22 protein-coding genes, 1 tRNA gene and 1 pseudogene are annotated in these 26,368 nt (G+C 42.2%); 18 read left to right on the forward strand and 6 right to left on the reverse strand.

Going from position 1 to position 26,368, the window contains the following annotated elements; genetic code table 11:
* Nucleotides 1-82: 82 nt before the first annotated feature.
* The 4 genes from DBZ36_RS10525 to DBZ36_RS10540 all read left to right on the forward strand — a co-directional run bounded on the left by DBZ36_RS10525 (nt 83) and on the right by DBZ36_RS10540 (nt 4,995).
* Complete coding sequence (locus tag DBZ36_RS10525; protein WP_120354898.1) at nt 83-1,390, forward strand: Na+/H+ antiporter NhaC family protein; 1,308 nt, start codon at nt 83-85, stop codon at nt 1,388-1,390.
* A 158-nt stretch (nt 1,391-1,548) separates the two neighbouring features.
* Nucleotides 1,549-2,061 (forward strand): hypothetical protein, encoded by a 513-nt coding sequence (locus DBZ36_RS10530; protein WP_199711829.1) that lies wholly within the window; start codon nt 1,549-1,551, stop codon nt 2,059-2,061.
* A 98-nt stretch (nt 2,062-2,159) separates the two neighbouring features.
* Entirely contained in the window at nt 2,160-3,536 is a 1,377-nt protein-coding gene (locus DBZ36_RS10535; protein ID WP_158589076.1) for a sensor domain-containing diguanylate cyclase, read from the forward strand.
* Nucleotides 3,529-4,995, forward strand: coding sequence for a nucleoside hydrolase (locus tag DBZ36_RS10540; protein WP_120354901.1), 1,467 nt, complete (start codon nt 3,529-3,531; stop codon nt 4,993-4,995). The genes DBZ36_RS10535 and DBZ36_RS10540 overlap by 8 nt, the downstream gene beginning before the upstream one ends.
* 68 nt (nt 4,996-5,063) lie before the next feature.
* Here DBZ36_RS10540 and metE read toward each other — a convergent pair whose 3' ends face one another.
* The gene (gene metE, locus DBZ36_RS10545; protein WP_120354902.1) at nt 5,064-7,343 is read right to left on the reverse strand and encodes a 5-methyltetrahydropteroyltriglutamate--homocysteine S-methyltransferase; all 2,280 of its coding nucleotides are present in this window, start codon (nt 7,341-7,343) and stop codon (nt 5,064-5,066) included.
* A 107-nt stretch (nt 7,344-7,450) separates the two neighbouring features.
* Here metE and DBZ36_RS10550 point away from each other — a divergent pair, with 107 nt between their 5' ends.
* Complete coding sequence (locus tag DBZ36_RS10550; RefSeq protein WP_120354903.1) at nt 7,451-8,365, forward strand: LysR substrate-binding domain-containing protein; 915 nt, start codon at nt 7,451-7,453, stop codon at nt 8,363-8,365.
* Between the two features lie 54 nt (nt 8,366-8,419).
* On the opposite strand, the gene DBZ36_RS10555 is transcribed toward DBZ36_RS10550, so the two are convergent.
* The gene (locus tag DBZ36_RS10555) at nt 8,420-9,772 is read right to left on the reverse strand and encodes a DEAD/DEAH box helicase (RefSeq protein ID WP_120354904.1); all 1,353 of its coding nucleotides are present in this window, start codon (nt 9,770-9,772) and stop codon (nt 8,420-8,422) included.
* A gap of 169 nt (nt 9,773-9,941) precedes the next feature.
* Between DBZ36_RS10555 and DBZ36_RS10560 the strand changes: the two genes are divergently transcribed.
* Together DBZ36_RS10560 and DBZ36_RS10565 are read left to right on the forward strand one after the other, a co-directional pair.
* Nucleotides 9,942-10,610 (forward strand): hypothetical protein, encoded by a 669-nt coding sequence (locus DBZ36_RS10560; protein WP_147395016.1) that lies wholly within the window; start codon nt 9,942-9,944, stop codon nt 10,608-10,610.
* 81 nt (nt 10,611-10,691) lie between these two features.
* Entirely contained in the window at nt 10,692-14,654 is a 3,963-nt protein-coding gene (locus tag DBZ36_RS10565) for an AsmA family protein (RefSeq protein WP_267900179.1), read from the forward strand.
* Nucleotides 14,655-14,679: 25 nt separating this feature from the next.
* Here DBZ36_RS10565 and DBZ36_RS10570 read toward each other — a convergent pair.
* Nucleotides 14,680-15,183 (reverse strand): annotated as a pseudogene (locus tag DBZ36_RS10570) (endonuclease); the annotation flags it as partial.
* A 196-nt stretch (nt 15,184-15,379) separates the two neighbouring features.
* Between DBZ36_RS10570 and DBZ36_RS10575 the strand changes: the two are divergent.
* From DBZ36_RS10575 to DBZ36_RS20830, 6 genes are all read left to right on the forward strand, one after another.
* Nucleotides 15,380-15,586 (forward strand): antitoxin Xre/MbcA/ParS toxin-binding domain-containing protein, encoded by a 207-nt coding sequence (locus tag DBZ36_RS10575; protein WP_120354907.1) that lies wholly within the window; start codon nt 15,380-15,382, stop codon nt 15,584-15,586.
* A gap of 528 nt (nt 15,587-16,114) precedes the next feature.
* Nucleotides 16,115-16,204, forward strand: a tRNA-OTHER gene (locus DBZ36_RS10580).
* A 13-nt stretch (nt 16,205-16,217) separates the two neighbouring features.
* The gene (locus DBZ36_RS10585) at nt 16,218-17,021 is read left to right on the forward strand and encodes a hypothetical protein (RefSeq protein ID WP_120354908.1); all 804 of its coding nucleotides are present in this window, start codon (nt 16,218-16,220) and stop codon (nt 17,019-17,021) included.
* Nucleotides 17,022-17,865: 844 nt separating this feature from the next.
* Nucleotides 17,866-18,492, forward strand: coding sequence for a PEP-CTERM sorting domain-containing protein (locus tag DBZ36_RS10590; protein WP_158589077.1), 627 nt, complete (start codon nt 17,866-17,868; stop codon nt 18,490-18,492).
* Nucleotides 18,493-18,974: 482 nt separating this feature from the next.
* A complete protein-coding gene (locus DBZ36_RS20600) occupies nt 18,975-19,301 on the forward strand; it encodes a hypothetical protein (RefSeq protein ID WP_199711830.1) in 327 nt (108 codons plus the stop codon).
* A gap of 41 nt (nt 19,302-19,342) precedes the next feature.
* Nucleotides 19,343-19,744, forward strand: a complete 402-nt coding sequence (locus DBZ36_RS20830) for a GNAT family N-acetyltransferase (RefSeq protein ID WP_407641485.1) — start codon at nt 19,343-19,345, stop codon at nt 19,742-19,744.
* A 223-nt stretch (nt 19,745-19,967) separates the two neighbouring features.
* Here the strand turns inward: DBZ36_RS20830 and DBZ36_RS10605 are convergent, their stop codons facing one another.
* Together DBZ36_RS10605 and DBZ36_RS10610 are read right to left on the reverse strand one after the other, a co-directional pair.
* The gene (locus DBZ36_RS10605) at nt 19,968-21,356 is read right to left on the reverse strand and encodes a DEAD/DEAH box helicase (protein ID WP_120354911.1); all 1,389 of its coding nucleotides are present in this window, start codon (nt 21,354-21,356) and stop codon (nt 19,968-19,970) included.
* Complete coding sequence (locus DBZ36_RS10610) at nt 21,350-21,874, reverse strand: hypothetical protein (protein ID WP_120354912.1); 525 nt, start codon at nt 21,872-21,874, stop codon at nt 21,350-21,352. Before DBZ36_RS10610 ends, DBZ36_RS10605 begins: the two co-directional genes overlap by 7 nt.
* Nucleotides 21,875-21,975: 101 nt before the next feature.
* Here DBZ36_RS10610 and DBZ36_RS10615 point away from each other — a divergent pair, with 101 nt between their 5' ends.
* The 3 genes from DBZ36_RS10615 to DBZ36_RS10625 all read left to right on the forward strand — a co-directional run bounded on the left by DBZ36_RS10615 (nt 21,976) and on the right by DBZ36_RS10625 (nt 23,206).
* Nucleotides 21,976-22,296, forward strand: a complete 321-nt coding sequence (locus tag DBZ36_RS10615) for a helix-turn-helix domain-containing protein (protein WP_120354913.1) — start codon at nt 21,976-21,978, stop codon at nt 22,294-22,296.
* A gap of 203 nt (nt 22,297-22,499) precedes the next feature.
* Nucleotides 22,500-22,775, forward strand: a complete 276-nt coding sequence (locus DBZ36_RS10620; protein ID WP_120354914.1) for a hypothetical protein — start codon at nt 22,500-22,502, stop codon at nt 22,773-22,775.
* Between the two features lie 224 nt (nt 22,776-22,999).
* The gene (locus DBZ36_RS10625) at nt 23,000-23,206 is read left to right on the forward strand and encodes an antitoxin Xre/MbcA/ParS toxin-binding domain-containing protein (RefSeq protein WP_120354915.1); all 207 of its coding nucleotides are present in this window, start codon (nt 23,000-23,002) and stop codon (nt 23,204-23,206) included.
* Nucleotides 23,207-23,322: 116 nt separating this feature from the next.
* On the opposite strand, the gene DBZ36_RS10630 is transcribed toward DBZ36_RS10625, so the two are convergent.
* Nucleotides 23,323-25,200: an AAA family ATPase gene (locus DBZ36_RS10630; protein WP_120354916.1), complete on the reverse strand. Its 1,878-nt coding sequence runs from the start codon at nt 25,198-25,200 to the stop codon at nt 23,323-23,325.
* A 486-nt stretch (nt 25,201-25,686) separates the two neighbouring features.
* Here DBZ36_RS10630 and vapB point away from each other — a divergent pair, with 486 nt between their 5' ends.
* Together vapB and vapC are read left to right on the forward strand one after the other, a co-directional pair.
* Complete coding sequence (gene vapB / locus DBZ36_RS10635) at nt 25,687-25,920, forward strand: type II toxin-antitoxin system VapB family antitoxin (protein ID WP_120354917.1); 234 nt, start codon at nt 25,687-25,689, stop codon at nt 25,918-25,920.
* A complete protein-coding gene (vapC, locus tag DBZ36_RS10640; protein ID WP_120354918.1) occupies nt 25,920-26,318 on the forward strand; it encodes a type II toxin-antitoxin system tRNA(fMet)-specific endonuclease VapC in 399 nt (132 codons plus the stop codon). The genes vapB and vapC overlap by 1 nt, the downstream gene beginning before the upstream one ends.
* Nucleotides 26,319-26,368 lie beyond the last annotated feature (50 nt).

Raw genomic sequence — 26,368 nt, forward strand, 5'->3', positions numbered from 1 at the left:
TGGTTTGGACGTTTAGCCGTCCAGATTGACAGATGGCTATTTTTAAGTATGATCTCGGTAATCCTAATTTTGAGTTTTCCTTATGAGTCATCACCGCAATTTAGAGATCAAGGCTTCAGCCTTGGCTCTACTTCCTCTACTCGTGTTTTTAAGTTTGTTTGTTGGAGTGGGAACCATACTTCACTTGCAAAAGGTTGAATTTGCGTTCTACCAACTTCCCGCCCCTATAGCCATTTTGCCTGCAATTGTTTTGGCGTTGTATTTGAGTAAAGAGCGGCTAAATGACGCCATTGAGCAGTTTCTTAAAGGGATGGGCAACAGCAATATTATGACTATGTGTCTCATCTATTTGCTTGCTGGAGCATTCAGCGCTGTCTCTAGCGCTTCCGGTGGTGTTGATGTTGTAGTTAATTTGGCTCTACATGCGGTGCCGTCGTGGTTTTTACTACCTGGATTTTTCATTGTATCGGGTTTGATAGCAACCGCGATGGGAACCTCTATGGGTACAATTGCAGCCGTTGCTCCTATTGCCTTGGGATTAGCTCAAAGTGCGGGTATAGAGCCTGTTTACATGGCTGGCGCCGTGCTTGGCGGAGCAATGTTTGGAGACAACTTATCGATTATCAGTGATACCACTATTGCAGCAACTCGTACCCAAGGCTGCGATATGAAAGATAAGTTTCGTCAGAATGTATTTATAGCATTGCCGGCCGCATTGGTTACCATTTTGTTGCTATTTGCTCTGGGGCAAAGCACGCCTATAGCTACAGCCCCTATCGAGAATTGGTATAACGCACTGCCGTACCTCGCTATTCTAATACTAGCGCTTAGTGGTATGAACGTTTTTGTCGTACTGTTTAGCGGTACCTTATTAGCTGGCGCTTTTGCTGGATTGAGTATGGATTACAGTGCATTGCAGTGGGGCAAAGATATCTATCAAGGCTTCAGCAATATGCAGGAAATATTTTTACTGTCGTTATTTGTTGGCGGCTTGAGCGAGTTGATGCGTCGCCAAGGTGGCTTGGCATTCATTCAAGCCTGGGTGGGCAATAAAGTTAATAAAGCCCGTAATCCATCGCGAGCTGCACAGTTCGGTATTGCCTTAATTACCGGGCTTACTAACATTGGTGTTGCCAACAATACCGTTGCGATTTTAGTTTCGGGTGACTTAACCCGTCAAATGGCCACCGACTATAAAATCCAACCTGCACGTAGTGCTAGCCTGATGGACATTTTTGCGTGTGTTGTGCAAGGATTGATACCTTATGGTGCTCAAGCACTGCTGCTTGGTTCTTTGTTCAGTTTGAGCCCAGTGCAAGTTATTTCCGCATCTTGGTATCCAATGATACTGGCTTTGTTAGCCATTTATAGTATTTACCGAAAGTCTTAAAACCGAAGAGTGTATAAAAGTCAGTAGTACATTTTTGAAACCAAAACAGTTTGTTTTCCTTATTTAGCGCACAAAAATCAGTCTAAGTAAGGAAAACTATATATATAGAACGTAGTTTTCAGTATTATCAAAAAGTTATCATTTACAAGGAAAGTAAAGTGCGCTTTAGACTACCGAAAATAATGGCTGTTGCCTGTATATCAAGCCTCTCTTTAACTGCTTTTGCCGCGTCTATAGCGAGTTATCCTGCTGATTGGCGCGATTGGCCCGTTGTTGGTGAAAGCATGGTACCAGGACGCGATGTCGTGCTCCCGGAAGAAACCCCGCTGTTTATACAAGAAGCCGTTGCTGCTTATAACTGGATCAATGATGGTCAAGGCACCAAGCTTACGACTCACGTCCACCCTGATAAGATTGAGCAATACAAAACTCACGGCCCATATAGCGATGGCATTACTGTCGTTGGTGTTTACGAAAAGCCAGGCGTAGTTTTCGTGACCGAACATTTGTCCGGTAAGCCCATTTATGGCACTTATGATGTCAATGGCAAGGACATATCGTCTACACACCCCACCTTTGAGCCGCAGTATTGTGAAAGCTGCCACAACACTTATCAAGATATCTGCATTAATGGTACTTGCAGTGTTCCAGTTATTGATTTGTTCAAGTAATTATTTCGATGACGCGCTTCAATCTAGCTTCTAGGCTGAAAATAAGTCATCTACTTTTTTATTCGCATTTACTGTTAGTGATGTGGCTAGTTTTTACCATGAGCTACAATCGCTACAACAGTGAATGGAGCACCCGTATTTCACATGCGGTTGAACTTGCTCGCGCCGTGAGTAATCCCATTGTAGACCTAGTTTCTTTGTCTGCCTCGGGTCGTAACTACACCAATATTCGACTCAACAATGCGTTGGCATTGTATGCCAGTAGCGATCGTTTACTTTTTTTTACGGTACAAGCCCAATCTGATTTCTCTGAACATGAATACTCTTTTGCGTGGTCACGGGAGCTCGGCGATGCGTTTCGAACTAATCTTACCTTTGAAGATCGCTTAGCACAGCAAATTGAGATCGAAGCCTTAGAACAGCGCTTAAATACTGCTGGCTCCGACGATGTAAAACTCAATTTTCTTTTAAACCGTGGAAAAGAACTACTGCAACGTATTGAAGAGGATATGGGCCACACCAAGCAGTATTGTCCGCAGTTCAAACGCATTACCGCAATTGACGACTATTACTTGGATGAAGACAATGCGCAATTACTGCTTAAGCAAGACTTGCGCAATGTAGCGGGAGGAGAAATCATATTATCCTTCGATGCCACTCCCTTACTCAACGTTAAAAGTGACATTCAATTCCAGCTCTTAAAAGAGGCTAGTTTAGCGTTTCTATTCTCCTTGTTGCTTATCATTTGGGCAACTCGGCGCATTGTAAAGCCGCTTAAGAATATCGCGTTGCAAATGAATCGAGATGTTAAAGATATTGATTTTACTGGCGAACCAGAGATAGAACGTAAAGATGAATTAGGTGTGGTTGTGCGCAGCCTAGATAGTCTGGCTAAAAAAGTACAACTTCAAATAGTTGAGCTTGAAAAGCGCTCTGCAATTGACAGTTTAACTGGGCTTGGTTCTCGTTTTTTGTATGAAAGTGTTAAAGCAGACTTTGTGGCTCAAACTCGACGTCAAGGTAAGTATTTAGGCTTTTTGATTTGTGACTTGGATAACTTCAAAGCCTTTAATGATATGTATGGGCATCCGGAAGGCGACCGGGTTTTACGCCGCGCCGGTCTTACGGTTCAATCCGCATTAAAGCGCGATACCGATGGGGCTTATCGCTTAGGTGGTGAGGAATTTATTGTTCTTTTACAAACCCAAAGTGCTGAAGATATCCAGCAGATTGCAGTGCAGCTTTGTGCTCAGCTCGAAGGATTGGAAATTGAACACTTAGGAAATCCAGGGCATTTGGTGTTAACCCTTTCAATAGGTGTCGTATGCGCTAAAGGGGTCGATCTAGATTCGAATGTAAGCATGGACCAAATATACGAACTTGCTGACAAAGCGCTTTATCGCGCTAAAGACAGCGGGCGAAATGCTATTAACGTAGTGCATTGGAAAAATGGCAAGGAAGTCATAAATGAATAACATCGCTATACAGAAGCGGATTTGGATTGATACGGATATTACGATGGGTGAAAAAAATGGCCCATTTAGCTATTGTGATGTTGATGATGGTTATGCAATAGCCTCTTTATTACGCAGCGTTGAAGTTGATGTTGTAGGTGTGAGTTCTACGTTAGGTAACACTGACAATATTAATGTATCAACGCGCATTGCGACCGACTTTATTGCTAAGTATGGTCCTAATAGTGTCCAGGTTTCTAGAGGTTCTAGCTGTCCGCTTAAGCAATGTAAAGTTGACGATAAGCCAGCGGCCATTGAAGCAATGAAACAAGCCTTGGAGCAAGGTCCTTTGCAAATTTTGGGTATCGGTGCCGCCACTAATATTGCGTTGTTACTGCGGCATTACCCAGAACTTAAGTCAAACATTCAAGAGGTTGTGTTGCTTGCTGGACGTCAATCAATTGATGACCATTTTATCTCTGGTTCACATCAACCTAAACCTTTTCGAGATCTAAACTTCGAAGCTGATCCCTTAGCGTATGCTGAACTCTTAGCGAGTGGACTAAACATCTGTTTGGTACCTTTTGAAGCTTGCTCAAAAGTTTGGATTAAACAACATGATTTATTAGAAATGCTAGGTCGTAGCAAGGTAGCACGTCACTTGGCGATAAAATCAGAGCCATGGTTAGTCGAATGGGAGTTGGTGTTTGGTGCTTCGGGCTTTAATCCCTTTGATATGATAGCAGCGGCTTACTGTATCAGACCGCAATGGTTCACCATAGAGCGGTGGAGGGCTGAAATTGTTCAAGGTGAAAGCGATACCGAAAAACATGCCCAGAAGCCTTATTTGATTTGTTCTGAAAAGCTTAGCAGCGGCCCCAAGGTTAGTTATGCTCGGGTTGTAAGTGCGGATTGCAAAGACCTGTTGCTCGAACGTATCAAAGCACACGATATGCAGCATTTTGTTTTAGGGATGTCGCATGTAAACATTATTGTGGATGACGTCGCTAAGGCCAGTGAGTTTTATTCCAGTGCGCTGGGCTTTGAGCAGGCGTTTGATGACCAGGGCGCGATCATGGACTACCAAGGTGTAACCATGGAGTCTTTTGCCTTAGATGCTGGAATAGAAAATGGTGAAGTAGATGTTGACGTTAGGTTTATGCGCCATCCTCAAGCACGACTTTTTTTAGAGCTAATGCATTATCGAAAACCTCAAGGTAAGGCCACTCTTCCTCCACAGCCGCGCACCTATGACCTCGGTGGACCTCGCCATATTGCGCTGGAAGTGAGCAATTGTACCGAAGTATTTAACTTTTTGAGTGAGCATGAAGGGGTTCAAATGATTTCGTCGAGCAGCGCCTACCACCCGCATAAGCTTGATGGTTTTCCTATCACCTTTTTCTATTGGATTGACCCTTATGGGGTTCAGTGGGAGATGGAAGAGGGAAGGCAAGTAGGCTTGTTCAGAGGCATTGCTTAAGTACTAATTTCAAAAGAAACACTCTGGAAACAAAAAACGCTTGGGCTCACCCAAGCGTTTTGCTTTGTTTAGTTAGTAGTTACCAATTGTTGCTGCCTAACACTGATGGCGGCGTCAACCATGTGCTTGAGCGCAGATTTTGTTTCTGGCCAAGCACGTGTTTTTAGACCACAGTCGGGGTTAATCCATAATCGCTCCAACGGTATATAGCGACTCGCTTGTTCGATTAATTCACTCATCGCATTAGCTTGCGGTACGCTTGGAGAGTGAATATCGTAAACGCCAGGTCCAATACTATTTGGATAGTTGAAATCTTCAAAGGCATTGAGAATATCCATTTTAGATCGCGAGGCCTCAATGGTTATGACATCAGCATCTAAGGCCGCGATTGACTCAATAATTTCGTTGAACTCGCTATAGCACATGTGGGTATGGATTTGGGTTTCGCTGCGGGCTTGAGCAACACTTAAACGAAACGCCGTAACTGCCCAGTTCAAATAATGATCTTGCTTAGATCTACGCAATGGCAGTAACTCGCGTAACGCGGGTTCATCAACTTGGATTATTTGAATACCGGCATTTTGTAGCGCTTCAACTTCATCACTAATGGCCAATGCAAATTGAGTCGCGACCTCTTTAGCGGCTAAATCATCGCGAGGGAAAGTCCAAGCTAGCATCGTAATCGGGCCGGTCAACATCCCTTTGACAGGTTTGGTACTAAGCGATTGCGCGTACCGGCTCCAATAGACACTGAGGTCTTTATCGCGATAAATGTCGCCAACTACAATGGCGGGTTTCACGCAACGTGAGCCATAGCTTTGCACCCAAGCATATTGGGTGATGGCTAAGCCTTGTAGGTGCTGCGCAAAATACTCAACCATGTCGTTGCGTTCAGCTTCACCATGGACTAAAACATCAAGGCCAATTTCCTCTTGGAAGGCGATCACTTCTTTGATGTGTTGCTCCATTTGATCTTGGTAGCCGTCTTGACTTAAATCGCCACGCTTCCATTGTTGACGAGCGTTCCTAATATCTGGAGTTTGTGGAAATGAGCCTATCGTTGTTGTTGGAAGCAAGGGTAAGTTCAATGCTTGTTGTTGGATCGCATGACGTTTGGCATAGCTCTCAGGGCGTTGCGCGGAATGCTGATCGAGTTTGGCAGAGCGTTCTCTAACCCTTGGGTTTATGGCTGCTCGCTTACTTCGAAGCGCAAGCAAGGCAGTGCTTTGTTTTAGGATCTGATCTCGGCTATCACCGATGTTTTGAAGGCCAGAAGCGAGCAGGGCAAGTTCGTTGAGTTTTTGTTTAGCAAACGAGAAGGTATCACGAACATCGCGATCTAATTGTGATTCTTGGTCCAAATCAACGGGGCTGTGCAGCAAGGAGCAAGAACTGCCTATCCATAAACGTTGCTTTAGCTTTTCGTAAGTATGGTTTAAGAGCTGTAAGCTATTGTTTAAGTTGTTTTTCCAGACGTTGCGGCCATTTATGATGCCGGCGCTAAGGATCCATTGTTCTGGAAGTTGTTCAACAATGCTATCGAGTTGCTTAGGGTTACTGACAAGATCCAAATGAAGACCGTCTATAAGCAATGACTTTATCCATTCGATATTGTTTTCTATGCCTTCAAAGTAAGTTGTAAAAAGCAGCTTAAGCGTGGCTGGTGATTGACTATAGAAGCTCGCAAAGGCTTCTTTCCAAGGCTGTTCGAGCTCTAGACTAGCAATTGGCTCGTCAATTTGTAGCCATTCAATGCCAAGGGCTTCCAGCTTTTCAAATATTTGTCGGTACACAGGAGCAAGCTTAGCCAATAAATCGATAGGATTTACACCGTCGTTAGATTTAGCTAAGTACAGATAACTCAGAGGACCGAGTAAAACCGGTTTTACCTGATAGCCTAAGCTTTGAGCTTCTTCAATTTCGTCAAACAGCTGAGTCCATTGCAACTCAAACTCAGTGGCATTGCTCAGTTCTGGCACAATATAGTGATAGTTTGTATTAAACCATTTGGTCATATCACTGGCGCCCGCTGCGCAGCATGAACTGCTCACCCCGCGCGCAATGGCAAACATACGCTCTAGTGGGTCTTCAATCGCAGCGTGGCGGCTTGGCGTGTTCCCAACAAGTAGGCTGGTATTGAGCACGTGATCATACCAAGCAAAATCACCAACGGTTACCCAGGTTAAACCGGCTTGATCTTGGTTTTTCCAATTATCTTGGCGTAGCTGGCTACCAACCTCTGATAGCTCTTGCTTCGTTATCTTGTTAGCCCAATATGCTTCTAACGCAAATTTAAGCTCTCTTTGTGCTCCAATGCGGGGATATCCCAGAATATGAATTTTTGTCATGTTGCCCTCCTTTGGACATCCAGATGTTTACATGGCTATAATTCCATTCTAAGTTGCATTAGTAAATTTCGTTTTTCTCAACAGTAACTTGAAGGAAACTAAAGTTAATGCTTAAGCTCAACCATTTAGCGATGCTTGAAGCGATGTCTTTATCGCGAAGTCTGGCCGAAACCGCGCAGCGTCTGCACATCAGCCCTTCAGCGTTGTCGCATCAACTCAAAGACTTGGAGAGTTTGCTGGATGCGCCTGTGTATAAACGTAAAACCAAACCTTTATTATTGAGTGATAAGGGGGAAGTGATTGCAAAGCTGGCTCATCAAGTACTACCGAGTATCCGTGAAACGCAATCCTTGCTACGCACTACTGTATCGCCAACGAGTTTGAGGATCGGTGCTCGCTGCCACTACTGCTTTGACTGGCTGTTTGCTTGCTTAAGCCCTTTGCAGAAACGTTATCCGGAATTAGAAATTCAGTTGCCGCAAGCTAACGATTTTGAACCTCTGCCAAAATTAGTCAGTCAAGATTTAGATATCGTGCTCAGCAGTGAAATGGTGTCTATGCAGGGTTTGCAATGCGACGCTTTGTTTGACTTTGAGATGCGGGTATTACTCTCAAGTCACCATCCATTGGCGAGTTTTGAAACTTTGAACTTAGAACAACTCAAAGATTACGCAATTTTTTGTTTTCCCGTTGATTGGGCTGATATCGATTTGTTTGTTCAAATGCAAGCTCATGGGATTCAAGCAAAGCAATGGATTAAGACCAATTCAACCCAGAGCATTTTACAGCGGGTTGCAGCAAGCGAAGGAATTGCCTGTTTGCCGCAATGGAATATTACTCGATTTCAAGATTTAGGTTTAGTTACCAGTCGCGCAATTGACTTAAGAGGTGGATCTGAGGAGCTTAAGTCTGGACTTTGGAAGACCTTGTATGCGGTACATCGACAAGCTGCGAACACAGGGAGTATTGTAGAGCAGGTGAAGCAGTTGCTTTCAAACGCTGAGCCATATTTTGAACGTTGAACAAATATAGATGTAGCAGTAGCGTATTTTGTTACGCTACTGCAAGACTATAGTTTAGGCGTTTCCACTGGTTTTTGGATTTGAGCGGCGACGTCTTCTGTTTTCGTTTGGTTTAGCCGCACCAGTTTGATTCGGACGTTGGCCTCGGCCCTGGGGTTTATGGCCGTTACTTAGATCTGAACTACGCTGGCCATCACGATGGCCTTCTTTCGCATCGTTGTGTTTCTTAGGACGCTTATGCTTAGGCGCTTTAAGAGTTGAAACCGGTAGTGGGTTCTGAGCTTTAAAGCCTTCAACTTCTCTGCGTTCTAGTAACTGCTGGGTTAAGCGTTCGATATCACTTAGCTGTTTCGCTTCGTCTTGGCTTACTAATGACACTGCTTGCCCAGTTGAGCCAGCTCGGCCGGTTCGACCGATACGGTGGACGTAGTCTTCGGCAACGTTTGGTAAGTCGAAATTGACCACTTGTGGCAACTGGTCAATATCGAGACCCCTCGCTGCAATGTCGGTAGCAACCAATACTTGAACGCTGCCACTTTTGAAATCTGCCAGAGCGCGAGTTCGAGCACCTTGACTCTTATTGCCGTGAATAGCGGCGGCGTTGATATTAGATTTTTCTAGGTGCTGCGCCAATTTGTTAGCGCCATGCTTAGTGCGTGTAAACACTAACACTTGTTGCCAGTTTTGGTCTTTAATCAAATGAACCAATAGACGCGATTTAGCGTTCTTATCAACCGGCACCAGCCATTGGGTTACGCTTTTGGCTGCAGCATTTCTAGGTGTGACTGAAATTTCTACTGGAGAGTTTACTAGGTTACGTGCAAGTTCGCGGATTTCTTCTGAGAATGTCGCTGAGAACAACAGATTTTGGCGTTGTTTTGGCAGTAGCGCGATTACTTTTTTAATATCGTGGATAAAACCCATATCCAGCATTCGGTCAGCTTCATCAAGGACTAGAATCTCAAGCTGTGAAAATCGGACCGCATTTTGGCGATACAGGTCAAGTAGACGACCTGGTGTCGCAACTAAGACATCGACGCCTTTGCGAAGTTTCATCATCTGAGGATTGATACCAACCCCGCCAAATACAACCGCAGAACTCATGGGAAGATTTTTACCATAGGTTGCAACGCTTTCACCCACTTGTGCAGCTAGCTCTCGGGTTGGTGTTAGGACTAGAGCTCGAACCTGGTTACCACGGGCACGTTGGCCAGAAGACAATCGTTCCAAAATTGGAAGCGTAAATCCTGCTGTTTTACCGGTGCCGGTTTGAGCTGCCGCCATAACATCTTTGCCTTCCAGTACCGCTGGAATAGCTTGCTCTTGAATAGGAGTGGGTTGGTCGTAACCCTGTTCATTCACAGCGTCAAGGATCGGGGCAGATAGGCCAAGTTCAGAGAAGTACATATTGAGCTCTCAGTTGGGCACCGTCTAATTATTGCCGATGCTTGAAAATAGCTGCGCAGATTACCTTAAATAGAGCTAAATCCCTAACTAAATGCAAAATAATCGCATTTCATTTCGCAATATCTAGCATTTGGCACTAGGTTTAAAGTAACTACAAAGGATAATCTATATGCGACATGGATGTTTGCTAGTATGGATAAGTGTATGTTTGTGCGTTATGAACCCAGCGTTTGCCCAAACCAAACTAAGATTTACCATTTCTCCTGCGGCTAAGTATTTACCCCAACAAATTGCCAAAGCTGAGCTTGCGATTACTCAGGCTGGTTTCACCAGTGAAATTGTCGAACTTCCGGCGCGGCAAGCCTTAAGCTACGTGCTAAAGGGGCAATTCGATGGGTCGTTAATGCGTCATCCAGAGGCACAGCCGGTTAAGAGTGAGTTAGTTCAAGTTCCAGATCCCATCGACCAAATTGACTATTGGATGGCAACTCGAAGCGGTAGAACCTGTCCAAAGAATAAGACTGAATTGTGGGCAAATTGGCGTCCTATTTCAGTGCGCGGAATTCTTATATTTGAAGCTATTTTCAAACCGTCTCAACTACCAGCTATTGAAGTCGAAACGGTTCGGGATGCCTTCGCTAGTTTATTGACAAACAAAGGTGATTTTATAGCGCTACCAAAAACCTTTGAATTGGAATCCCTGAAGCATTTAGACAATGCACTGCAATTTTGTTTTAGCGAAGCCATCTATAGCAGCCCGCTATACATCTACTTGCATCCTCGGCATCGAGAAATTGCGGTTTTAATTGCAGCCCAATTAAAACTGATAAAACCTTAAATATAAATGTCTTAAGTGGCTATACTGGAGGTAATACTAGTACTGGCAACCTGGTTACGGAGTGTCTGACAATTGAAAGTCTTGGGTCGTATAATATTTGTCTTATTACTAATCGTGATACTTTTGGCGCTTAGCTTGTTGGTAGGCATTCGCGTTAACCTAGAACAAAACCGCACGTTTATAACTGATCTGGTTGCAGATACGCTTGGTATCGAACTTGTTATAAACGGAGATATTGAACTTAACTTGTCCCTAAGCCCCTCTTTTTTAATCAGTAAGGTTCAAATCCCTAATCCAGATGCGTGGCCATATAGCAATCTACTTAGCGTGGATCGTGTACAAGCAAAACTATCTGTATTGCCATTTTTACAAAAAGTAATTGATATCGATCTCATCGAACTTGAGGGTCTTAGTATAGATGTAATTCACGAAAGTGATGGTACAAGTAATCTAGATGTATGGCTCGCTGGCCTGAACAACAAACAATCCAAAAGTGTTGAAGCTTCCAAACAAACTCAATCATCAATTAATGAACGTGAAGAATTAGCCCAATGGGCCCTTAGCTTTGATTACGATATTGATATTAAAGAGCATATTCAGGCAACCGCCGTTGCAATTACTTATCGTGATGTCGACGCAGATGCCGTTGTTGATTGGCGGTTAAACCAGCTCACTTTAATTGCTATCGACTCCAATGAAGTTGAACTTAGCGCTGAAGGTAGCATGTTGGGCGAGAGCTATTCGTTAGACGCCGTTTGGCATCTAAACGCCTTGTTACACGGCCAAGCGAGTCATATTAGTGCTAATTTTAAAGTGGCTGATGCCACGCTTAGTATCAGTGGGGATTTAGCGCTAGATGCTCGCCAGCAATCGACTTTGGATCTTGTACTGGATTGGCCGGAGCAAGACTCGTTGATTCGCATATTGGGTCCTCAATTTGAGCCCCTCTCACCGCTCAATATCTCAGGCAAGCTACTCTACAAACCAGGGACTATTGCACTACCTTCAGTTGATGCGATATTTGGTTTAGCAACCGCCAAAGGGGAAATGAGCTTAAGTAGAGGAAAAGTACCTAAAGTTACTGGGCATTTGAATGTTGACCGGATTGATGTCTCTCACTGGTTACAAGGTGGCAGCGTAGACCAAGCGGCTTCCCAAAAGGAAAGGATTTCTTCGACAGCTAAGACAGAGCAACAAACACCAGTATTACAAATATTGAAGTCATCGCTAGAGAAAAGTGATTTAGACATCAAGTTCGAATTGGGTGAGTTACTGGGGCTTGGATTTGAAACCAAACAGCTATCTCTGGCTGCGATGGTCAAAGATGGTAAATTGGTAGCGCCTTCGACAGTTACCATTGAAGGTGTCACCTTCAATGGTATTGTCAAAGCGCAAGGCGGAAGCAACGATGTGGATGCGCAAGTGCGCCTGTTTACCAACGATGCAGATCTAAGCAAAATGGTTAGTAAACTGGATCTGCTCGCTAGTGAAGGGGATAGTATTCAACTGGCGAGTAGCGAATTTTTGATGAATCTAAAGGGCCAAAATTTACAAGAAATTGTGGGTGAAGCGCATCTTGAATTTCATGCCATTGACGGACTGCTGCAATTTGCATCGGGCACCAAAATGCAGCTTCACAACGTTGACCTCATTAGTGACCCTAAAGATAATTTTAGTGCCCAAATTGATGGAGATATCCTAGGTATTCCTTTAAGTGTTGCGATGCAAAGTCCCGCACTACAGAAAATTCAAAATGAACGTTGGCTGTTAGATATACAAATGATGTCGCCGGCATTTGAACTTAGTGGGGAAGTTGAGCTTCCTGAGGGTGATTGGAACAACTCAGCCCGAGTTAACATGGAGCTCAGTTCACAAAATGTTGGCGCCTTATCTGCTTGGTTGGGGATCAATCCAGAATACAATTCCAAATTTGAGTTCTCCGCCAATTACCAGCTCGAGCCAGGCAAGCTAAATATCGATATTGAACGCTTCCAGCTTGGTGATAATCAGGGACAGCTAACGTGGCTTTGGGATGCTAGTTCTCAAGATAACGACATACCCGATGTCACTGTTGATGCGGACTTCTCATTTATTGATATCGACCAATTGATGGGATTAATGCCAGCTGAAGATCCTGAGCAATCCGAGGCCGCGGCAGCTTCGCAAGCGAATTCTCCAAAAGCCGGGACACTGCAAATCCCACTATTACCCAATGGATTGTATCTTGGCGACTTAGATTTGAAGCTTAAGCTCGACAGGCTGCTGGTTTCTGGTCAAAGCCTTGAACAACTAAATTTGCAGGCAAAAGCGCGCGAAGGGTGGATGCAAAAATCACCTTTTAGTTTGGAGTATTTAGGTTCTGCTTATGCCGGAGAATTTGCATTTGATTTACGCGAATCACCGCTGAAAATGGCAGTGCAATTGCAGTCCCAGCAACTGAACCTTGGGTACGCCTTGTCAAAGTTAGATTTAGTTGCTGATCTAGATATGGTGATCGACCGTGCATCCTTGCGTGTCATTCTAACCGGGGACAATCTAAAAGAATTAATCTTAAATACAGAGTTTGATTTAGCCATGAACGGTGGCTATTGGGTTCTCGTAGATCAAAATACAGGTGCGCAAGCTAGGCTAAGTATTGATAACGGCAGCTTGAAAATTGCACCGAGCAGCCCATTACGTTTAAACCTTGATGGAAAAATTCAGGACTCAAATTACAACGTTGCACTTCAAAGTCTAAACTTAACGCAGCTTTCACAGCAACCCAAATCACTACCTTTATCGTTGATAGCCAATCTAGACGATGTGAAAATTGAGGCAAGCGCACAATTAGAACGACCCATAAGAGCCGATGCGATGAGCCTAAGCTATAAACTTGAAGCCCCACGGATGAACAGTTTAGATCACCTACACCCTTTCCAATTGCCCCCCTTTGGCCCTTTAAAATCCAGCGGAACATTCGAATTAACCGCGCAAGGTTACGAAATCAAAGACTTTCAATTTAGTGTCGATGAGAGTCGTTTGCTTGGAAATGCCACATTGCGCACGGATTTGGCTGTTCCAGAACTGTTCGTTGGATTAGATGCTCAATATATTCAGCTAGATGATTTTGAATTTGGCGATTGGCGTCCACTAGATGTTCCCTCAGTAGCTGTTGAAGAGCAGGTTGACATTGAAACTAGCCAAGAAGTTTTGGTCGATGACACAATTAAAGATCGGCTCGCAGCCATCAATGCACAGCTGGAAGTCAATGTCGCTAAAGTTGAAGTTGGCACTGAGCACCTAGGGGCCGGACAGTTAAAATGGCAACTCTTGGATTCTAAGATGGACTTACATCGCCTATACGTAGAGTTACCAGGGGGAGAAGTCGAGCTCAGCGCTGGCGTTAAACCAAGCAGTCAAGGCTTCGATAGTTACCTAAAAGCAGACATAGAAAAATTTGATTACGGTTTATTAGCTCGCAAGCTAAAGCCAACAACGCAAATGGCGGGATTGCTTGACCTTAAACTTGATTTGTTGTCTTCCACTCAAGATGTATATGGATTATTGTCTGGTGCGTCGGGTCAATTAGGTTTTGCTGTTTGGCCAGAAAATTTTGAAGCTGGAGTGATTGATTTATGGGCTGTCTCATTGGTTTCGGCTGTTATGCCAAAAATGGATACCGACATCAGTCTTGTTAATTGCGTGGTGGCTAGTTTCGACATGAGTGATGGCTTAATGCGACAAGATGTACTGCTAGCAGATACATCCAAAATTAGAATACTAGGTGAGAGTACCATCGACTTTAAAGCGCAAGAGTTGGCACTTCGATTAGCCCCCAAGCCAAAAACGGCGCAAATATTTAATCTGCAAACTCCGGTCAGCGTGTCCGGAAGTTTTGAAGACTTTAAGATTGGAGTTGCCAGTGGCGGTCTAATCGGTACCACACTGCGCTTTATTACTAGCCCAGTGGTTGCTCCGCTAAGCTGGATCTTTACAGCGCCCTTGGAACAAGATGGCTCTCAATTATGCCAGCAAGTCTGGCAAGCTAGCCTCGTTACCAACTAATCTAGCTTTGGTTCAACAGTGCTGCTTACAATAGCCCGAAATCGATACAGCGCTGCTTCACAACCTTGTTGGCATTGTGTTGTAGTTTCTCTATACGCTGTGCTCGTTGACACTCAAAGGCATTAACAGGGTGTTGTTTATCCCAAGCACTCATCAGCTGTTGTTGTTGGCGACTCATCGAAAAATGCGGATAGCTTTGTTCCATATACAGGTAAGTCCGTGCGATCACACCCCGGGCGTGCGACGGCGGCTCAGCTTTTCGTGAGCGTATTTTCATCTGACAACTACCAAAACTAGCGCTTGCTTTAGCGTCCATCATCACAAAGTTGTAATTGCTACGGAGTGCATTAACAGCGCCGATGGCGGGAAATAAGTTGTGCATATCAGCCTGCATCAACCTGAACTCTAAATTTACTTTTTCGGCACACTTTCGACCTTTGAAACTCCGACCTTTGCTATCGACGCATTGGGGGTGACCTTCGCGCCATTCCTCGAAACTTCGGCCAAAGTTTTCTGCTGGTACGACGTGTTATGAATACCTAAAAGTGTAACTTCATTCTTAGTGGTCAATATTAACTGTTGTAGAGGTGATTCGTTGCAAACTCATTTCTGCCTTTTTTTGAGAGTATTACGATTTATCAGCTCGCTAATCATTATTTGACCTAATTTTCTTAATGTAGGTATGGTGTATAAGACTTATCACATAAATTTAGGCGGAGTTTAAGGTGAATCGAGAAAACAAAAAGAATTTTGACAAAGTATTTCAGACTGCGCTGGCACTATTTGGAAATGAAGAGGCCGTTAATCACTGGCTTAAGCACCCAGTTAGAGGACTTGGTAACAAACGGCCTATTGATATGCTTTCGACAGCCGAAGATACTAAGGCTGTACTTAATTTGATCGGCCGTTTAGAGCATGGGGTGTTTTCGTGACCTTTTTTGCAGCAAGCTTTTGCCCCAAAATGCTTTAGGCCTTCTTGCTAACAGCAAAATTTCCTACTGCTCTTTCCATACCAAAACTAATGGTTTTGAGTCAGATTTCCATGCCAAATATAATCGCCGCTAGAATTAAGGCTGCTTGTCGTGGAAATAAAAATACGTTTGATCCAATGCCAATAGGTTTGTTCGGTACGAATACTGTAATGATGTTGATAAATCGTATTTCTGAAACGCTGTTGGAGTCGCAGAGGTGATTTTGTCATGCTGCGCACTTTTAAACTGTTTATATATACAGTATTTGTAATTTCGTATGCTTCTTTTGTCAAAGTAATCAACAGAAAAATAGGTACAGCTATTGATTGATTATTGATAAAGAGTGAAAGTAGACAATAGCTTAAGATAAAAGACACGCTGATGGGATAAATGTACGTCACATAACATTTTCGGTGATAGGAAGCGTGCACATTGAATGGGATAGGAAGCACGTGCTTCCTACTTAGCGTTAACTGCCTTTTAAAAATTGGTGCTGTGGTCTAATTGGAAAAGATACCTGTCGATTACTTTTTTATATTAAAGCAGGAGATTGAGGTTCGAGTCCTCACGGCACCACCAATTAAGGATAATTATGGAAAGTGAAGGTTTAAAGGTTTTCCTTAAATCTGTAGGCGACGCAGTTTACTCGTTAAACACTATATGTGTTGGGTTAGCCGCGGTGTCAAAAGGCAATGTAGAAAAAGCAGATGATTTAACTATTTCATGGGAAAGTAATGACTATAAGCAATCCGCTATTAGTGCGAGAAGCTTTGCGGTCAGATCTGCTTTAGTTTTTGTCGAAGAAGCATTGTTAGAATATTTCAAATACATAAGCAATTGCCCAGATCAACCAGCTAAAATTTTATCAGCAGTTACAACCGATGGCGCAGCTAAAAAAGTAGAAAAGCTTTCTTCACAAGTATCGAACCTAGAACCTTATTGGGCACCTATTGTCGCTTTGCTGGTACGATGGAGGAATCAAGTTGTTCATAATAGTAATACATCATTGTCACCAGCATTTCGGAAAATATTAGTTGATAACTCTGCTATTATTAGTCAGCGTCACGCGGCAATAGATATCTCTCAAACATTATCCAACTTTGATTCCAGAAAAATAACTCTAAAAGATTTTACAACAATGATTGCGGTAACTATTAGGTACGTACGTCAGTTAGATGCCGAACTATCGCCAAACATAAAATCTACTGAATTCTTACGTAACCAACTAGTAAGTAGAGATTTGGTTTCCGATTATAAAAATGTTATTGGTGTAAATGGTATTGATAAACAAAAAAAGAAATTTGATAGCTTTATTAAAGCTAATTTCCCATCGTTAATTGGAGCGCAAAGTGACACTCTATTTGAAAGTAGGTTTGATATATTAGAACACAAATAGCTTATGAGTCATAGGCAGTTAACAAGTTGCTTAAACGGACAAAAAACAGCTGGCTTTTGCTCGTTCCTCGCTAATTTTAGCCAGCTATTTTATTGCCGCTTAGCAAAGCGTTAACACCAACTGTTCCATACTTCCGCTAATCCGAAACACCTTTGAATAAGTGACCACCCAAACGCGTTTCTGTCCAAAAACGGGTTTGGGCGTGCTGATTTGAATACACGGTTTACTGTATTTTATCATGTCAAGCAAATAGCAAAACTCGATTCTGGGTTCGCCTCAACCACTAAACGCCTATGGATTTTATTGATGATTACCTAGCACCCTATATCGAAAATACTTGGTCTAAAGCTTTGATTTGTCGTCAAAGCATTTAGTTTGTCTTGATTTGTAATTCAAAAATAATCTATCGTACATATTAACGATATAGCAGACATGCGAAAGCATGACATCGCGTAACCAGAAATGGTCGAGGCAGTGTCCGGTAATAACGTTCTGATTGAGTACATAACTCACGAAGCGCCCTTGATGGCGCTTTTGTTATTTCTGGGGAGGAAAATTCTCTGTCGATTGTAAAGAAGCAGTCATTTAATCTAGCTGACAGCGAAGGTCGTGAAAAAGACATTACTCGGAGTCTGGTAAGCTCAGTATATCTCTAAGAGTCGTAATAAGTCGTTGACAAACTTATATGGATATTAATGTACACAGGCGGCTATATCCCCTCAAAGTGTTAGTCAGGCATTTTTACAATAGAGTATTACAATAATAATAAACCCAGCTATTACAATGAGATGCAACTTGGCACCATAAGTGCATTCTAAGTTGAACTATGACTAGGGTGCCAACTATGAAAATTTTACTTTTCCTAACGCTGATTTTTAGCTCATCAGTTTACGCAACGATAATAAAATACGACTTTGGTGTTAATAGTTCCTATCAGGGTGAATATTTAATTAAAACAACGCATAATACAGATTCCGTGCCTATTATTGGCCGGAACCATAAGACGTATTCCACTAGCGTTGATATCGTTGTTGGCGGCGTAACGGTTCATTCTGGGATTGGTTTTACTTATTACGATGCTCAGACTACTGATGATAAGTTCTTGTTTACATTCCGGCAGAGTACTGCTGTGCCTATTATAAACGGATATATATTGAAAAGATTTTATTATATTAGTTATGCCCCAGCTGGAACTTTTTTCGACACAAATGACGGTAGACCAGATAGTATTAATCAAGCTCAATATGATGATTTCAGTATAAGGGAATTTACACTAATTGATTATGCTCTACCAAATCAGTCATGTCGAAATAACCAAGCATGTGAGTTTAAAGAGGACACCGACGGGGGCGGCCTCGGAATCACAGTATCCACACCGCAAGCAGCTTCTGTACCTGAGCCAGTTACACTGGCTTCCTTTTTGTTGGGTTTGATTGCTGTAGCGTCTCGAGCTCGGAAGCTCAACGTTTAGATTTGAAGTAGACAACGCCCCCTGCTAGGGGGCTTCGTTACTTAATTGAGAAACGTTCATTGTTTTTTTAGCGGTGATTTTAGATGAAATTTGATGAAGTTTCGTCAATTAAGAAAAAAGTTTCTAGAACCCAACTTCGTAAATTTTCAATCTGTCCAAGTTTTATTTTATGTATCAAAGAGCCATTGCGACCGATCTGAATTTGTCCACTTTCAATTGCGATCGGAACGCGCATAAAAAATGATATGATGAAGTTCATGGCATTAAATGGGCATACCAGTTCGCCGATCAAAAAGGAAATTTTGATCGTTCATGTCATCTATTAGCTGGGTGCTTAGATAAGTATGCGCATTAAACTAGCATCATGTAACAAGCGCAGGCAATCGGACAGTCAAAACTGTCACGCCTTTTGTACCAAAAGCTGCGCCATTTTCGCCTGCCGTTGCTGCGGGCGTTATATTTCATTAAATATCGAGGGAACGATGCAAGATAAAAGAGTCAAAGACGCATATAGCTCTTACTTTAAATTTAATAATGAGCGAACTCTTTCAACAGATTTAGAAAGTGAACTTTTTTCAGTTGAGGCTGAAGCTTGCTCGGCTTTTGTAGACAGAACACGGAAGTATGATAATCAGATAATTATCCATGATGTTTGTAATACAGGAAACTTAGAGAGTCACCTGAAATTGTATAAACATGGTTTTTCACCTGAGGTTTCTATCGAACCACAGGCGGTAACCAATAGACTGAAAACTTGGTTATCAAACAGTGGATTTGTGCCAGATTATAGCATGAGTTTCTCGAATTAACGGCGTTGGACTACGTAGCTCTCTCCGACGCATCAGAACAAGTGAAAGTTGAACGATGGTCACATGATAATGTCGATGAATTCTTGGCTCTACTCAAAACGTCAGGATTGGAGTGTTCGGACGAAATCTGGGAGAAGAAGCGCTCACTTTATTGTACAAATACTTTTCGTAGCTATGTTGCAAAAATAAATGGCAAGCCATGTGCTTGGGCCACGAGTTTTATCGAGAGTGAATGCGTAATATTAGCTAATGCATATACACAAGAGCGTTATCGTTCGAAGGGGTGTCAAACTGCCTTGCTGAGAGCACGAATTGAAGATGCAATATCCTTAGGCATCAAGCTAATTTTGACTTATGTAATGCCAAATAGCACCAGTAGCAAGAATTGCAAATCAGTAGGCTTTAGTAGTGTTGGTGTGCGAAGTGTGTGGTGCAAAGAATAGAAATATAACTTGACGTTAACTCCGATCCAACCGTACTTAATCTAATCCGAGCCGCCTGTTTTTGATCTAACAACGTAACTCGTTTATGTCCAGAAATGAGTTTCTATTTTTAGTGATTCGATAGACAAATTGCAAACGATTGTGTCGGTAGCAATAGCGTCGGAAGCTCAATTCAGATTAATAGCTTCCTGCACTTAGAATTTGCTTTCAAACTATTACTAAGTTACAAAACTCCTACAAATGCTGATATTACTGACTGTTTAAAGTTTCCAAATCTCAGCTCATCAAATACGTCAAATTGCCTACTAGCCCCCCTTTCAGAGAATCCAGTATAACCCCAGGCCAATTCTTCTATACCCCCCTTTGCTTCATTCAATGTAGGATTTTCAATATCGTAATCTCGCGTAAATCCTAACTCGAATTCGAGCTCAGAGGACTTATTCATTTTTGCAAACATACAGGACTCAGGAATATCTTGTTCTATTCGTTCTGCAATGTTGATTAAGCTTTCTTCAGCATACGTAAAGAGCCAAGCTTGTTGATTAAATGCATCACTCACTCTTAGAATACGCCCTAGTACCTGTCGAAAGTACAGCTCGGTTTTGACACTGCTCATATGACAACAGACTTGTAGACGCGGAATATCTGTTCCTTCACTTATCATTCCAACACTAACAATCCATTGTGAGCTGTTTTGTCGGTAACGATCAATTTCAACAAGTGGTTCTTCATGCCGATAAGTTACGATCGAGACTGTCTGCGAGTACTTTTCAGACAAAACGCTTTTTATGGTTTGAGCATGCTGAACAGACGAAGCAACCACCAATCCTCCAGCTTTTGGGGATTGCATGCGTACCTCAGATAGCTTTTGACACGCTAGCCCAAGCAAGTATTCCATGGCTTCTTGATTGTGAATAACACTTTTATAGGAAGTTTTGCTTAGTTTAATAAGATCTAGTATTGATGAAAAGGATTGGTTTCTATCATTGTCGTTTATAGACAAATGCTCGTTGTCGACCAAAACAATGTTGGGTGCTCTGCAAACTTTATCTTTAATGGCCTGCGTTAATGTGTACTGGTAATCAACAAGTAATTGCCCATCCGGGGAACTATATTCGCTCATGACAATTGGTAAAGCGTCTGAGCGCCAGGGTGTTCCAGACATAGCCAACGTATACGTAGCTAGCCCTTGGATCTTAGTGAGTACTTGCTGCCCCCAAACATTAGCTCTTTCATTTTCAGAACCAGAACAGTGATGTATTTCATCAAACACTACAAATACACGATACTTGCTTAATGTTTGCCAAAATTCATCGTTAAGAAATTGTATAGACTGATATGTCAGTGACTGACCAATAGAACCTAAGCCTCCATTGAATGTACAATTCAGTGTTTGTGAAAAGGTTTTTTTTATCCCAGCGGATATCGTTAAGGAGGGCGAAAAACACAGGACAAGGTCAACCATATCTTGATGAAGCAGGTTTGACGCTACGACTGCCGCTAATACTGTTTTTCCTGCGCCAGGTGTCGCTTGGCAAAAATAGTGATATTGGTTAGATTGAAACTTCTTTAGTGCGTGCTCAGAACACTCTTTCTGCCACGTTCTTAACATTTTTGTATATCCTCTTTGAGCATTTCGAGAACATTTGTTAGCACGTTTATTTTTCCTAAGAGCTGCGCTGACTGCGCTCTAGATTGTTTCATCAACGGGAATAGTTTTGACTTTATGCTAGGAAAACGATTCATAAGAGTTTTATATTCCTCAATCTCCCCTACGCTAATTTCCAATTCTCCTTGGTATTTGCTGCGTTCTTGACTCAACGTCTTAAAGGTTGACTTAAAATCTGTACTTTCAATACTTGCCAATGGCTTGCCTAGGTTTAGTGTGTTCGTAAAAATTTCAGTCTTAAAATAGCGTTTTTGTTGACCAGTGCCCTCGCAACGTAACCAGCTCTTTTTCTCATATCGCAGTATTTGCCGATAAATTTGTTTACGAGCGTCATGTAAATCGGAGCTAATTCCGTCTTTAGATAAACAGGCATTCCTAGCTTCCACAACGGTGAAACCATCCATTCCTTTTGCTATCAACAACTTGTGCATAACTACACTGATTTTCTTCGAACGCTTCATCTACGGCTCATACAAAACAAAATACTTAGGATTGCTAAGTATACAGAAATAGGTAAAACTTAGACAATCTAAGTTACCTGAGAAAAACCGATGAAACTTCAGTGGTCGATAACCCAATCCCAATTAGGCTCAAGCAAGCACGTAAGGTATCTGGCATTACCCAAAAGAATTTGGGGGTAATGATAGGTATGGATGAAAATTCTGCTAGCGGAAGAATGAACCATTATGAAAAAGGGCGCCATATGCCTGATATTAGCACCCTGAAGAAAATGGCCGACGCTTTAGGGGTACCATTAAACTATTTTTTTTGTGAAGACGATTCATCTGCTGAGTTGGCTTGTTTAATCTCGAAGCTTGGTGATGAGGGACGAAAAAAGCTTATCGACCAAATTTTGAGGACTAAGTCCGAGGATGATAATTAGATCTTATAGTTTCAGAATTTAATACCATGCACCATAAGCTGCGTTAGATCTATAAGAGAATGCGAGCCTAAGAAAGCTGCCTAGAATTCCATACTCCTAAAACTGTAGACTTTCGATGAGATCGCAGCATCCCTAAGGTGTAAATTCGACATACTTTAATTTCAAGCTATATTGATAATTACAATATTTAAAAGAGTTTGATTATGCGAAGGCGTTTAACACGGACTAAACGAGAAACTCAGCTTCTTGAAATAGGGGCTAAACTAGCTGAAAACATCGGCTTGCAAGATGTGAATCATCGCAAGATTGCGGTAGCGGCTTCTGTCTGTACAGCAACAATATTTAGCTATTTTGCTTCAGTTGATGTGTTACGTGAACAGCTCGCTCGTGAAATAGAAGAAAGTCCCGGCCGATACCCTATGGCTAACTTAGAAGTGACTCTTATGATAGCGCGAGGTCTGCTCAAAACTTCCCCCTAAATTGGTTTAACTATGAACGTGTATGGAGCAAATATTTACTTGCTGAGATTGGTTTGACGTTCTAAATGTCAACGTGAGTTTGAAGATGAAACAAAAGGATTGTCGAAAAATTCCACGATACTGAAAATCCCATAACTACACGTATAGATGGTTATTTAACTTAATCGGACGACTTGAGCTTAGTGTTTTTGCAGGTATCGAAGTTACTTAAAGAGGAAGATACGATGACCGAGTATGCTGTTACAGGAGAAGCTCTTTTTACCAAAGCCTGTGAAATATTTGATGGTGATACGCAGCTAGCCCAAGAGCTGTTCAATACGAAAATTCCAGCTCTGGGTAACATTAAACCAAATCAACTTCTCAAAACATCGAGTGAACGTAAATCACTTAGTGAATACCTACACAAGTTAGAACACGGAGAGTATAGCTAGTTCCTTTTTCGCACCTATAGAGAGGTTCGGCTTCACGGACTTTTCTAGAGATTCTTAACCGTGGTTAATTAGGTTGGGTTGTAGTGGCTAGTTATACTCAGCCACTAGTTTGTTAATTAAATAGCCCTATGTAATATCTTAGTTTCAAACTCTGGCCACTTCTTACCGTATTTTAATAACTTCTCTGAGCAAGATACTACGGTTAAGCAACTGCCTTCCTCATGTCTTTTTAAGCGAGTTAATCCTGTGTAAATAAGTGCTAGAGTTTTCTGGTCTGTTTTATTGCTGACGTAAATAACTAAGGCTCTAGATTCCCAACCTTTGAAGCTATGAAGGGTAGTTGCTTTGATACGTGCGTCACTCATGTAAAAGCCTACTTTTTGACGGCGAGATTCTTTATCATCGTGGGCAAAGGTATGAACTGTTTTTACACCTTTACTGCCAAGCTTTTTAATTACTTCATAGCCTATTTTTTTACTGTCACATAAAAAAGTGCTGTCAGTAATAGATAAGCCTTCATTAAAGTTGTTTTCTATTGCAAGCCTCATCAACTCATCACAACAAACATCAATTGCATTGCTTTCATTAACTTGTACCCAACGTAAATTGCATGGTTCGATGGCAAGACCTAATTGAGCTGACTTAGGTAGATTAACTAACTCTGGTGGCATAAATTCAGTCGCAAATTCACAAACTTTATCCATCGCTAATTGAGGTAGGCGATAACTTGTTTCTAATTCTGCCCATGCACCGCTAAATCCAGCACCTTTCATCGCTTCGTCAGTCCATGACTTAGCAGTGTCGTATATATCTTGAGTTGCATCAGCTACCAGTAGCATTTCACCTTTATCTAAACAGACTCTCCTTAGTAAAGCCCACCAATTGGGCATGAAGTCTTGCCCTTCATCAACTAAAACGGCATCATAATGTGTTACTTCATCTGGAACAGTATCAATAATTCGGTTTACTAAGGCGGGTAGTGCAATGTTTAATACGTCATCTTCATCAGAGTTTTCCCAGAGGGCTTTATAGTCATCTTCATGGCCACTTTCCATACAAACGCGCTTGCACCAATAATGAAAATTAAGCCATGTAATATCTTTCCTTGTTTTACCCTCTCCGCTGGGCCAGCGAACTGCTACGTCCATTAAGTAATGAAGCAAAGTAATATTGTAGGTAACAACTAAGACGGTTTTTCCTTCAGCTAATAACTCCGCTGCTCTCGCTGCCAAAACAAGTGATTTACCAGACCCCGCAGCACCTCTAATACGGCGATAACCATTTTTTGTCCTGCTATTCACAAAGCTTTTTTGGGCTTTATCCAGCGTTAAAGGTTTTCGTTGTTCAGCTGCAAAATCAGGCTCAATCAACCAGTTCTTAAAGTCTAAGTAGAGATCTTGGTTCATATACTTTGAGTAATAGCGCTTTCCTTCAGGAAATACACGCAGTAAATCACCACTCTGTAATGAGTCTGCACCAACAACAGGATAAAAATGGGAGTACTTAATCATATCTCTGTACAGCATACTTTTGTTAAACAAAGCACGTACTTGCTGTTCACTCGCAAAGGGGAAGATGACACCTGCTGTTATAGCCGCGAAACCAGAGCCTTGTTCGAGTCGGGGGCAGTATAAATCAAATATTTCTTGTTTATATTGTTGGACTTTTTCAATCGGATTTTGGCTTTGCAGTGAAAATGATTTTCCGTCTTTAGTACCAATGAGTTTTGGTGGGCGGTTTCTCTGCTCTTCTATGCGATAGTCCATCGCATTTAAATTCCAGTCTTTAACTTCAAAAACACCAATGCCAACTTTTGGGTTCAATATAACAAAATCAGGGCGTAAGCCATTTAAATGAGGCTGTATATAGATTTCCCAATCTTCAGGTAAGTGAGCATCAAAAAATTCGAAAACTAACTTTTCACCAGGCTCTAAAGGTTGTCGAAGCTTATCAAATTGAGATATTGGCGGAGAAACAAAACGACTCGTGGGCATGGTTTTTATAACTCCTAGTTGATCAGAAGGTGAAGCCTATTGGTTAATAGGCATCTAGTTTGAGCTAAAAGGCACACTTAGTATTTAATCTAAGTCTACTTTAAATGAGATACTTGGAAATTTTTGCTTAATTTTATCCATAAATACTTATGTTGTAGTAGACAAAGGAATTTGGCCAACCACATGTAGGCTGGTCGCATCGTTGAAATACTAGAAGTAATCCGAAAAGTCAGAGTGTTCTGTGGATCGCAACTCGGAATTGTCCAAAAGTGAGTTTCGAACTTTGTTGTCACACTTTCTTTGTATAGCCACGTTGACTGAGTCTAAGTTTCGATCTTTATTGCCATTATTGGCTTCTTGAAGCCAGGATAGAAAAGCACTTCAGAAGTAGAAAATTTTCAAACTTTAATTTCCTCCGACAGTTTGCGATATACCAATCAAGGCTATATACTCGATGTATATAGCTTTTTCGTTGGGAGATCCCTTATGAGTATTGGATCAGTATTTGCGAATAATCGAACTCAATCCGTTCGCTTACCGGTTGATAGTCGCTTTCCTGAAAGCGTTAAGAAAGTTAACGTTCGAGTTGTAGGCAATGAGCGGATACTTTCACCCGTCGAGAACACCTGGGATAGCTTTTTTCTATCCAATAACTCTGTGACCGATGATTTTATGACTGAACGGGCCAGCCAACATCAAGATGAGCGAGAATCGTTTTAATGCTTAAGTTTATGTTGGATACGAACATTGTTATCTACGTGATTAAGCGAAAGCCTGTCGAAGCGCTGGAAACCTTTAATCGTCATGCCGGTACGCTGTGCATTAGCTCCATTACGCTAGCTGAGCTGATGCATGGAGCAGCTAAAAGTGAGAAGCCAGAGCATAATCAGCGAGTCGTTGAAGACTTTACATCGCGCCTTGAGGTTTTAGCGTATGCGGATAAAGCCGCTAATCACTATGGCGATATTCGAGGCGACTTGGAGCGCAAAGGCACAACCATTGGAGTGAACGACTTGCACATTGCGGGTCACGCTCGAAGTGAAGGTTTGGTGTTGGTCACTAACAACGAAAAAGAGTTTGTTCGGGTTGAAGGGCTGCGAATAGAGAACTGGCTTTAATTGCGTTATATGTTGTCGTCGAACATTAAAGTTTGGAACTCGACAAAAAA

The sequence above is a fragment of the Alginatibacterium sediminis genome (genome assembly GCF_003610775.1).
In the GTDB taxonomy this organism is placed as follows: domain Bacteria; phylum Pseudomonadota; class Gammaproteobacteria; order Enterobacterales; family Celerinatantimonadaceae; genus Alginatibacterium; species Alginatibacterium sediminis.

Excerpts from the sequence above, each read along its gene's own strand:
- DBZ36_RS10560 (WP_147395016.1), top strand. The coding sequence starts at position 9,942 with ATGCGACATGGATGTTTGCTAGTATGGATAAGTGTATGTTTGTGCGTT.
- DBZ36_RS10525 (WP_120354898.1), top strand. The coding sequence starts at position 83 with ATGAGTCATCACCGCAATTTAGAGATCAAGGCTTCAGCCTTGGCTCTA.
- DBZ36_RS10620 (WP_120354914.1), top strand. The coding sequence starts at position 22,500 with ATGCGAAGGCGTTTAACACGGACTAAACGAGAAACTCAGCTTCTTGAA.
- DBZ36_RS10585 (WP_120354908.1), top strand. The coding sequence starts at position 16,218 with ATGGAAAGTGAAGGTTTAAAGGTTTTCCTTAAATCTGTAGGCGACGCA.
- DBZ36_RS20600 (WP_199711830.1), top strand. The coding sequence starts at position 18,975 with ATGCAAGATAAAAGAGTCAAAGACGCATATAGCTCTTACTTTAAATTT.
- vapC (WP_120354918.1), top strand. The coding sequence starts at position 25,920 with ATGCTTAAGTTTATGTTGGATACGAACATTGTTATCTACGTGATTAAG.
- vapB (WP_120354917.1), top strand. The coding sequence starts at position 25,687 with ATGAGTATTGGATCAGTATTTGCGAATAATCGAACTCAATCCGTTCGC.
- DBZ36_RS10540 (WP_120354901.1), top strand. The coding sequence starts at position 3,529 with ATGAATAACATCGCTATACAGAAGCGGATTTGGATTGATACGGATATT.
- DBZ36_RS10590 (WP_158589077.1), top strand. The coding sequence starts at position 17,866 with ATGAAAATTTTACTTTTCCTAACGCTGATTTTTAGCTCATCAGTTTAC.
- DBZ36_RS10535 (WP_158589076.1), top strand. The coding sequence starts at position 2,160 with ATGAGCTACAATCGCTACAACAGTGAATGGAGCACCCGTATTTCACAT.
- DBZ36_RS10555 (WP_120354904.1), bottom strand. The coding sequence starts at position 9,772 with ATGTACTTCTCTGAACTTGGCCTATCTGCCCCGATCCTTGACGCTGTG.
- DBZ36_RS10630 (WP_120354916.1), bottom strand. The coding sequence starts at position 25,200 with ATGCCCACGAGTCGTTTTGTTTCTCCGCCAATATCTCAATTTGATAAG.
- DBZ36_RS10610 (WP_120354912.1), bottom strand. The coding sequence starts at position 21,874 with ATGAAGCGTTCGAAGAAAATCAGTGTAGTTATGCACAAGTTGTTGATA.
- DBZ36_RS10625 (WP_120354915.1), top strand. The coding sequence starts at position 23,000 with ATGACCGAGTATGCTGTTACAGGAGAAGCTCTTTTTACCAAAGCCTGT.
- metE (WP_120354902.1), bottom strand. The coding sequence starts at position 7,343 with ATGACAAAAATTCATATTCTGGGATATCCCCGCATTGGAGCACAAAGA.
- DBZ36_RS10605 (WP_120354911.1), bottom strand. The coding sequence starts at position 21,356 with ATGTTAAGAACGTGGCAGAAAGAGTGTTCTGAGCACGCACTAAAGAAG.
- DBZ36_RS10550 (WP_120354903.1), top strand. The coding sequence starts at position 7,451 with ATGCTTAAGCTCAACCATTTAGCGATGCTTGAAGCGATGTCTTTATCG.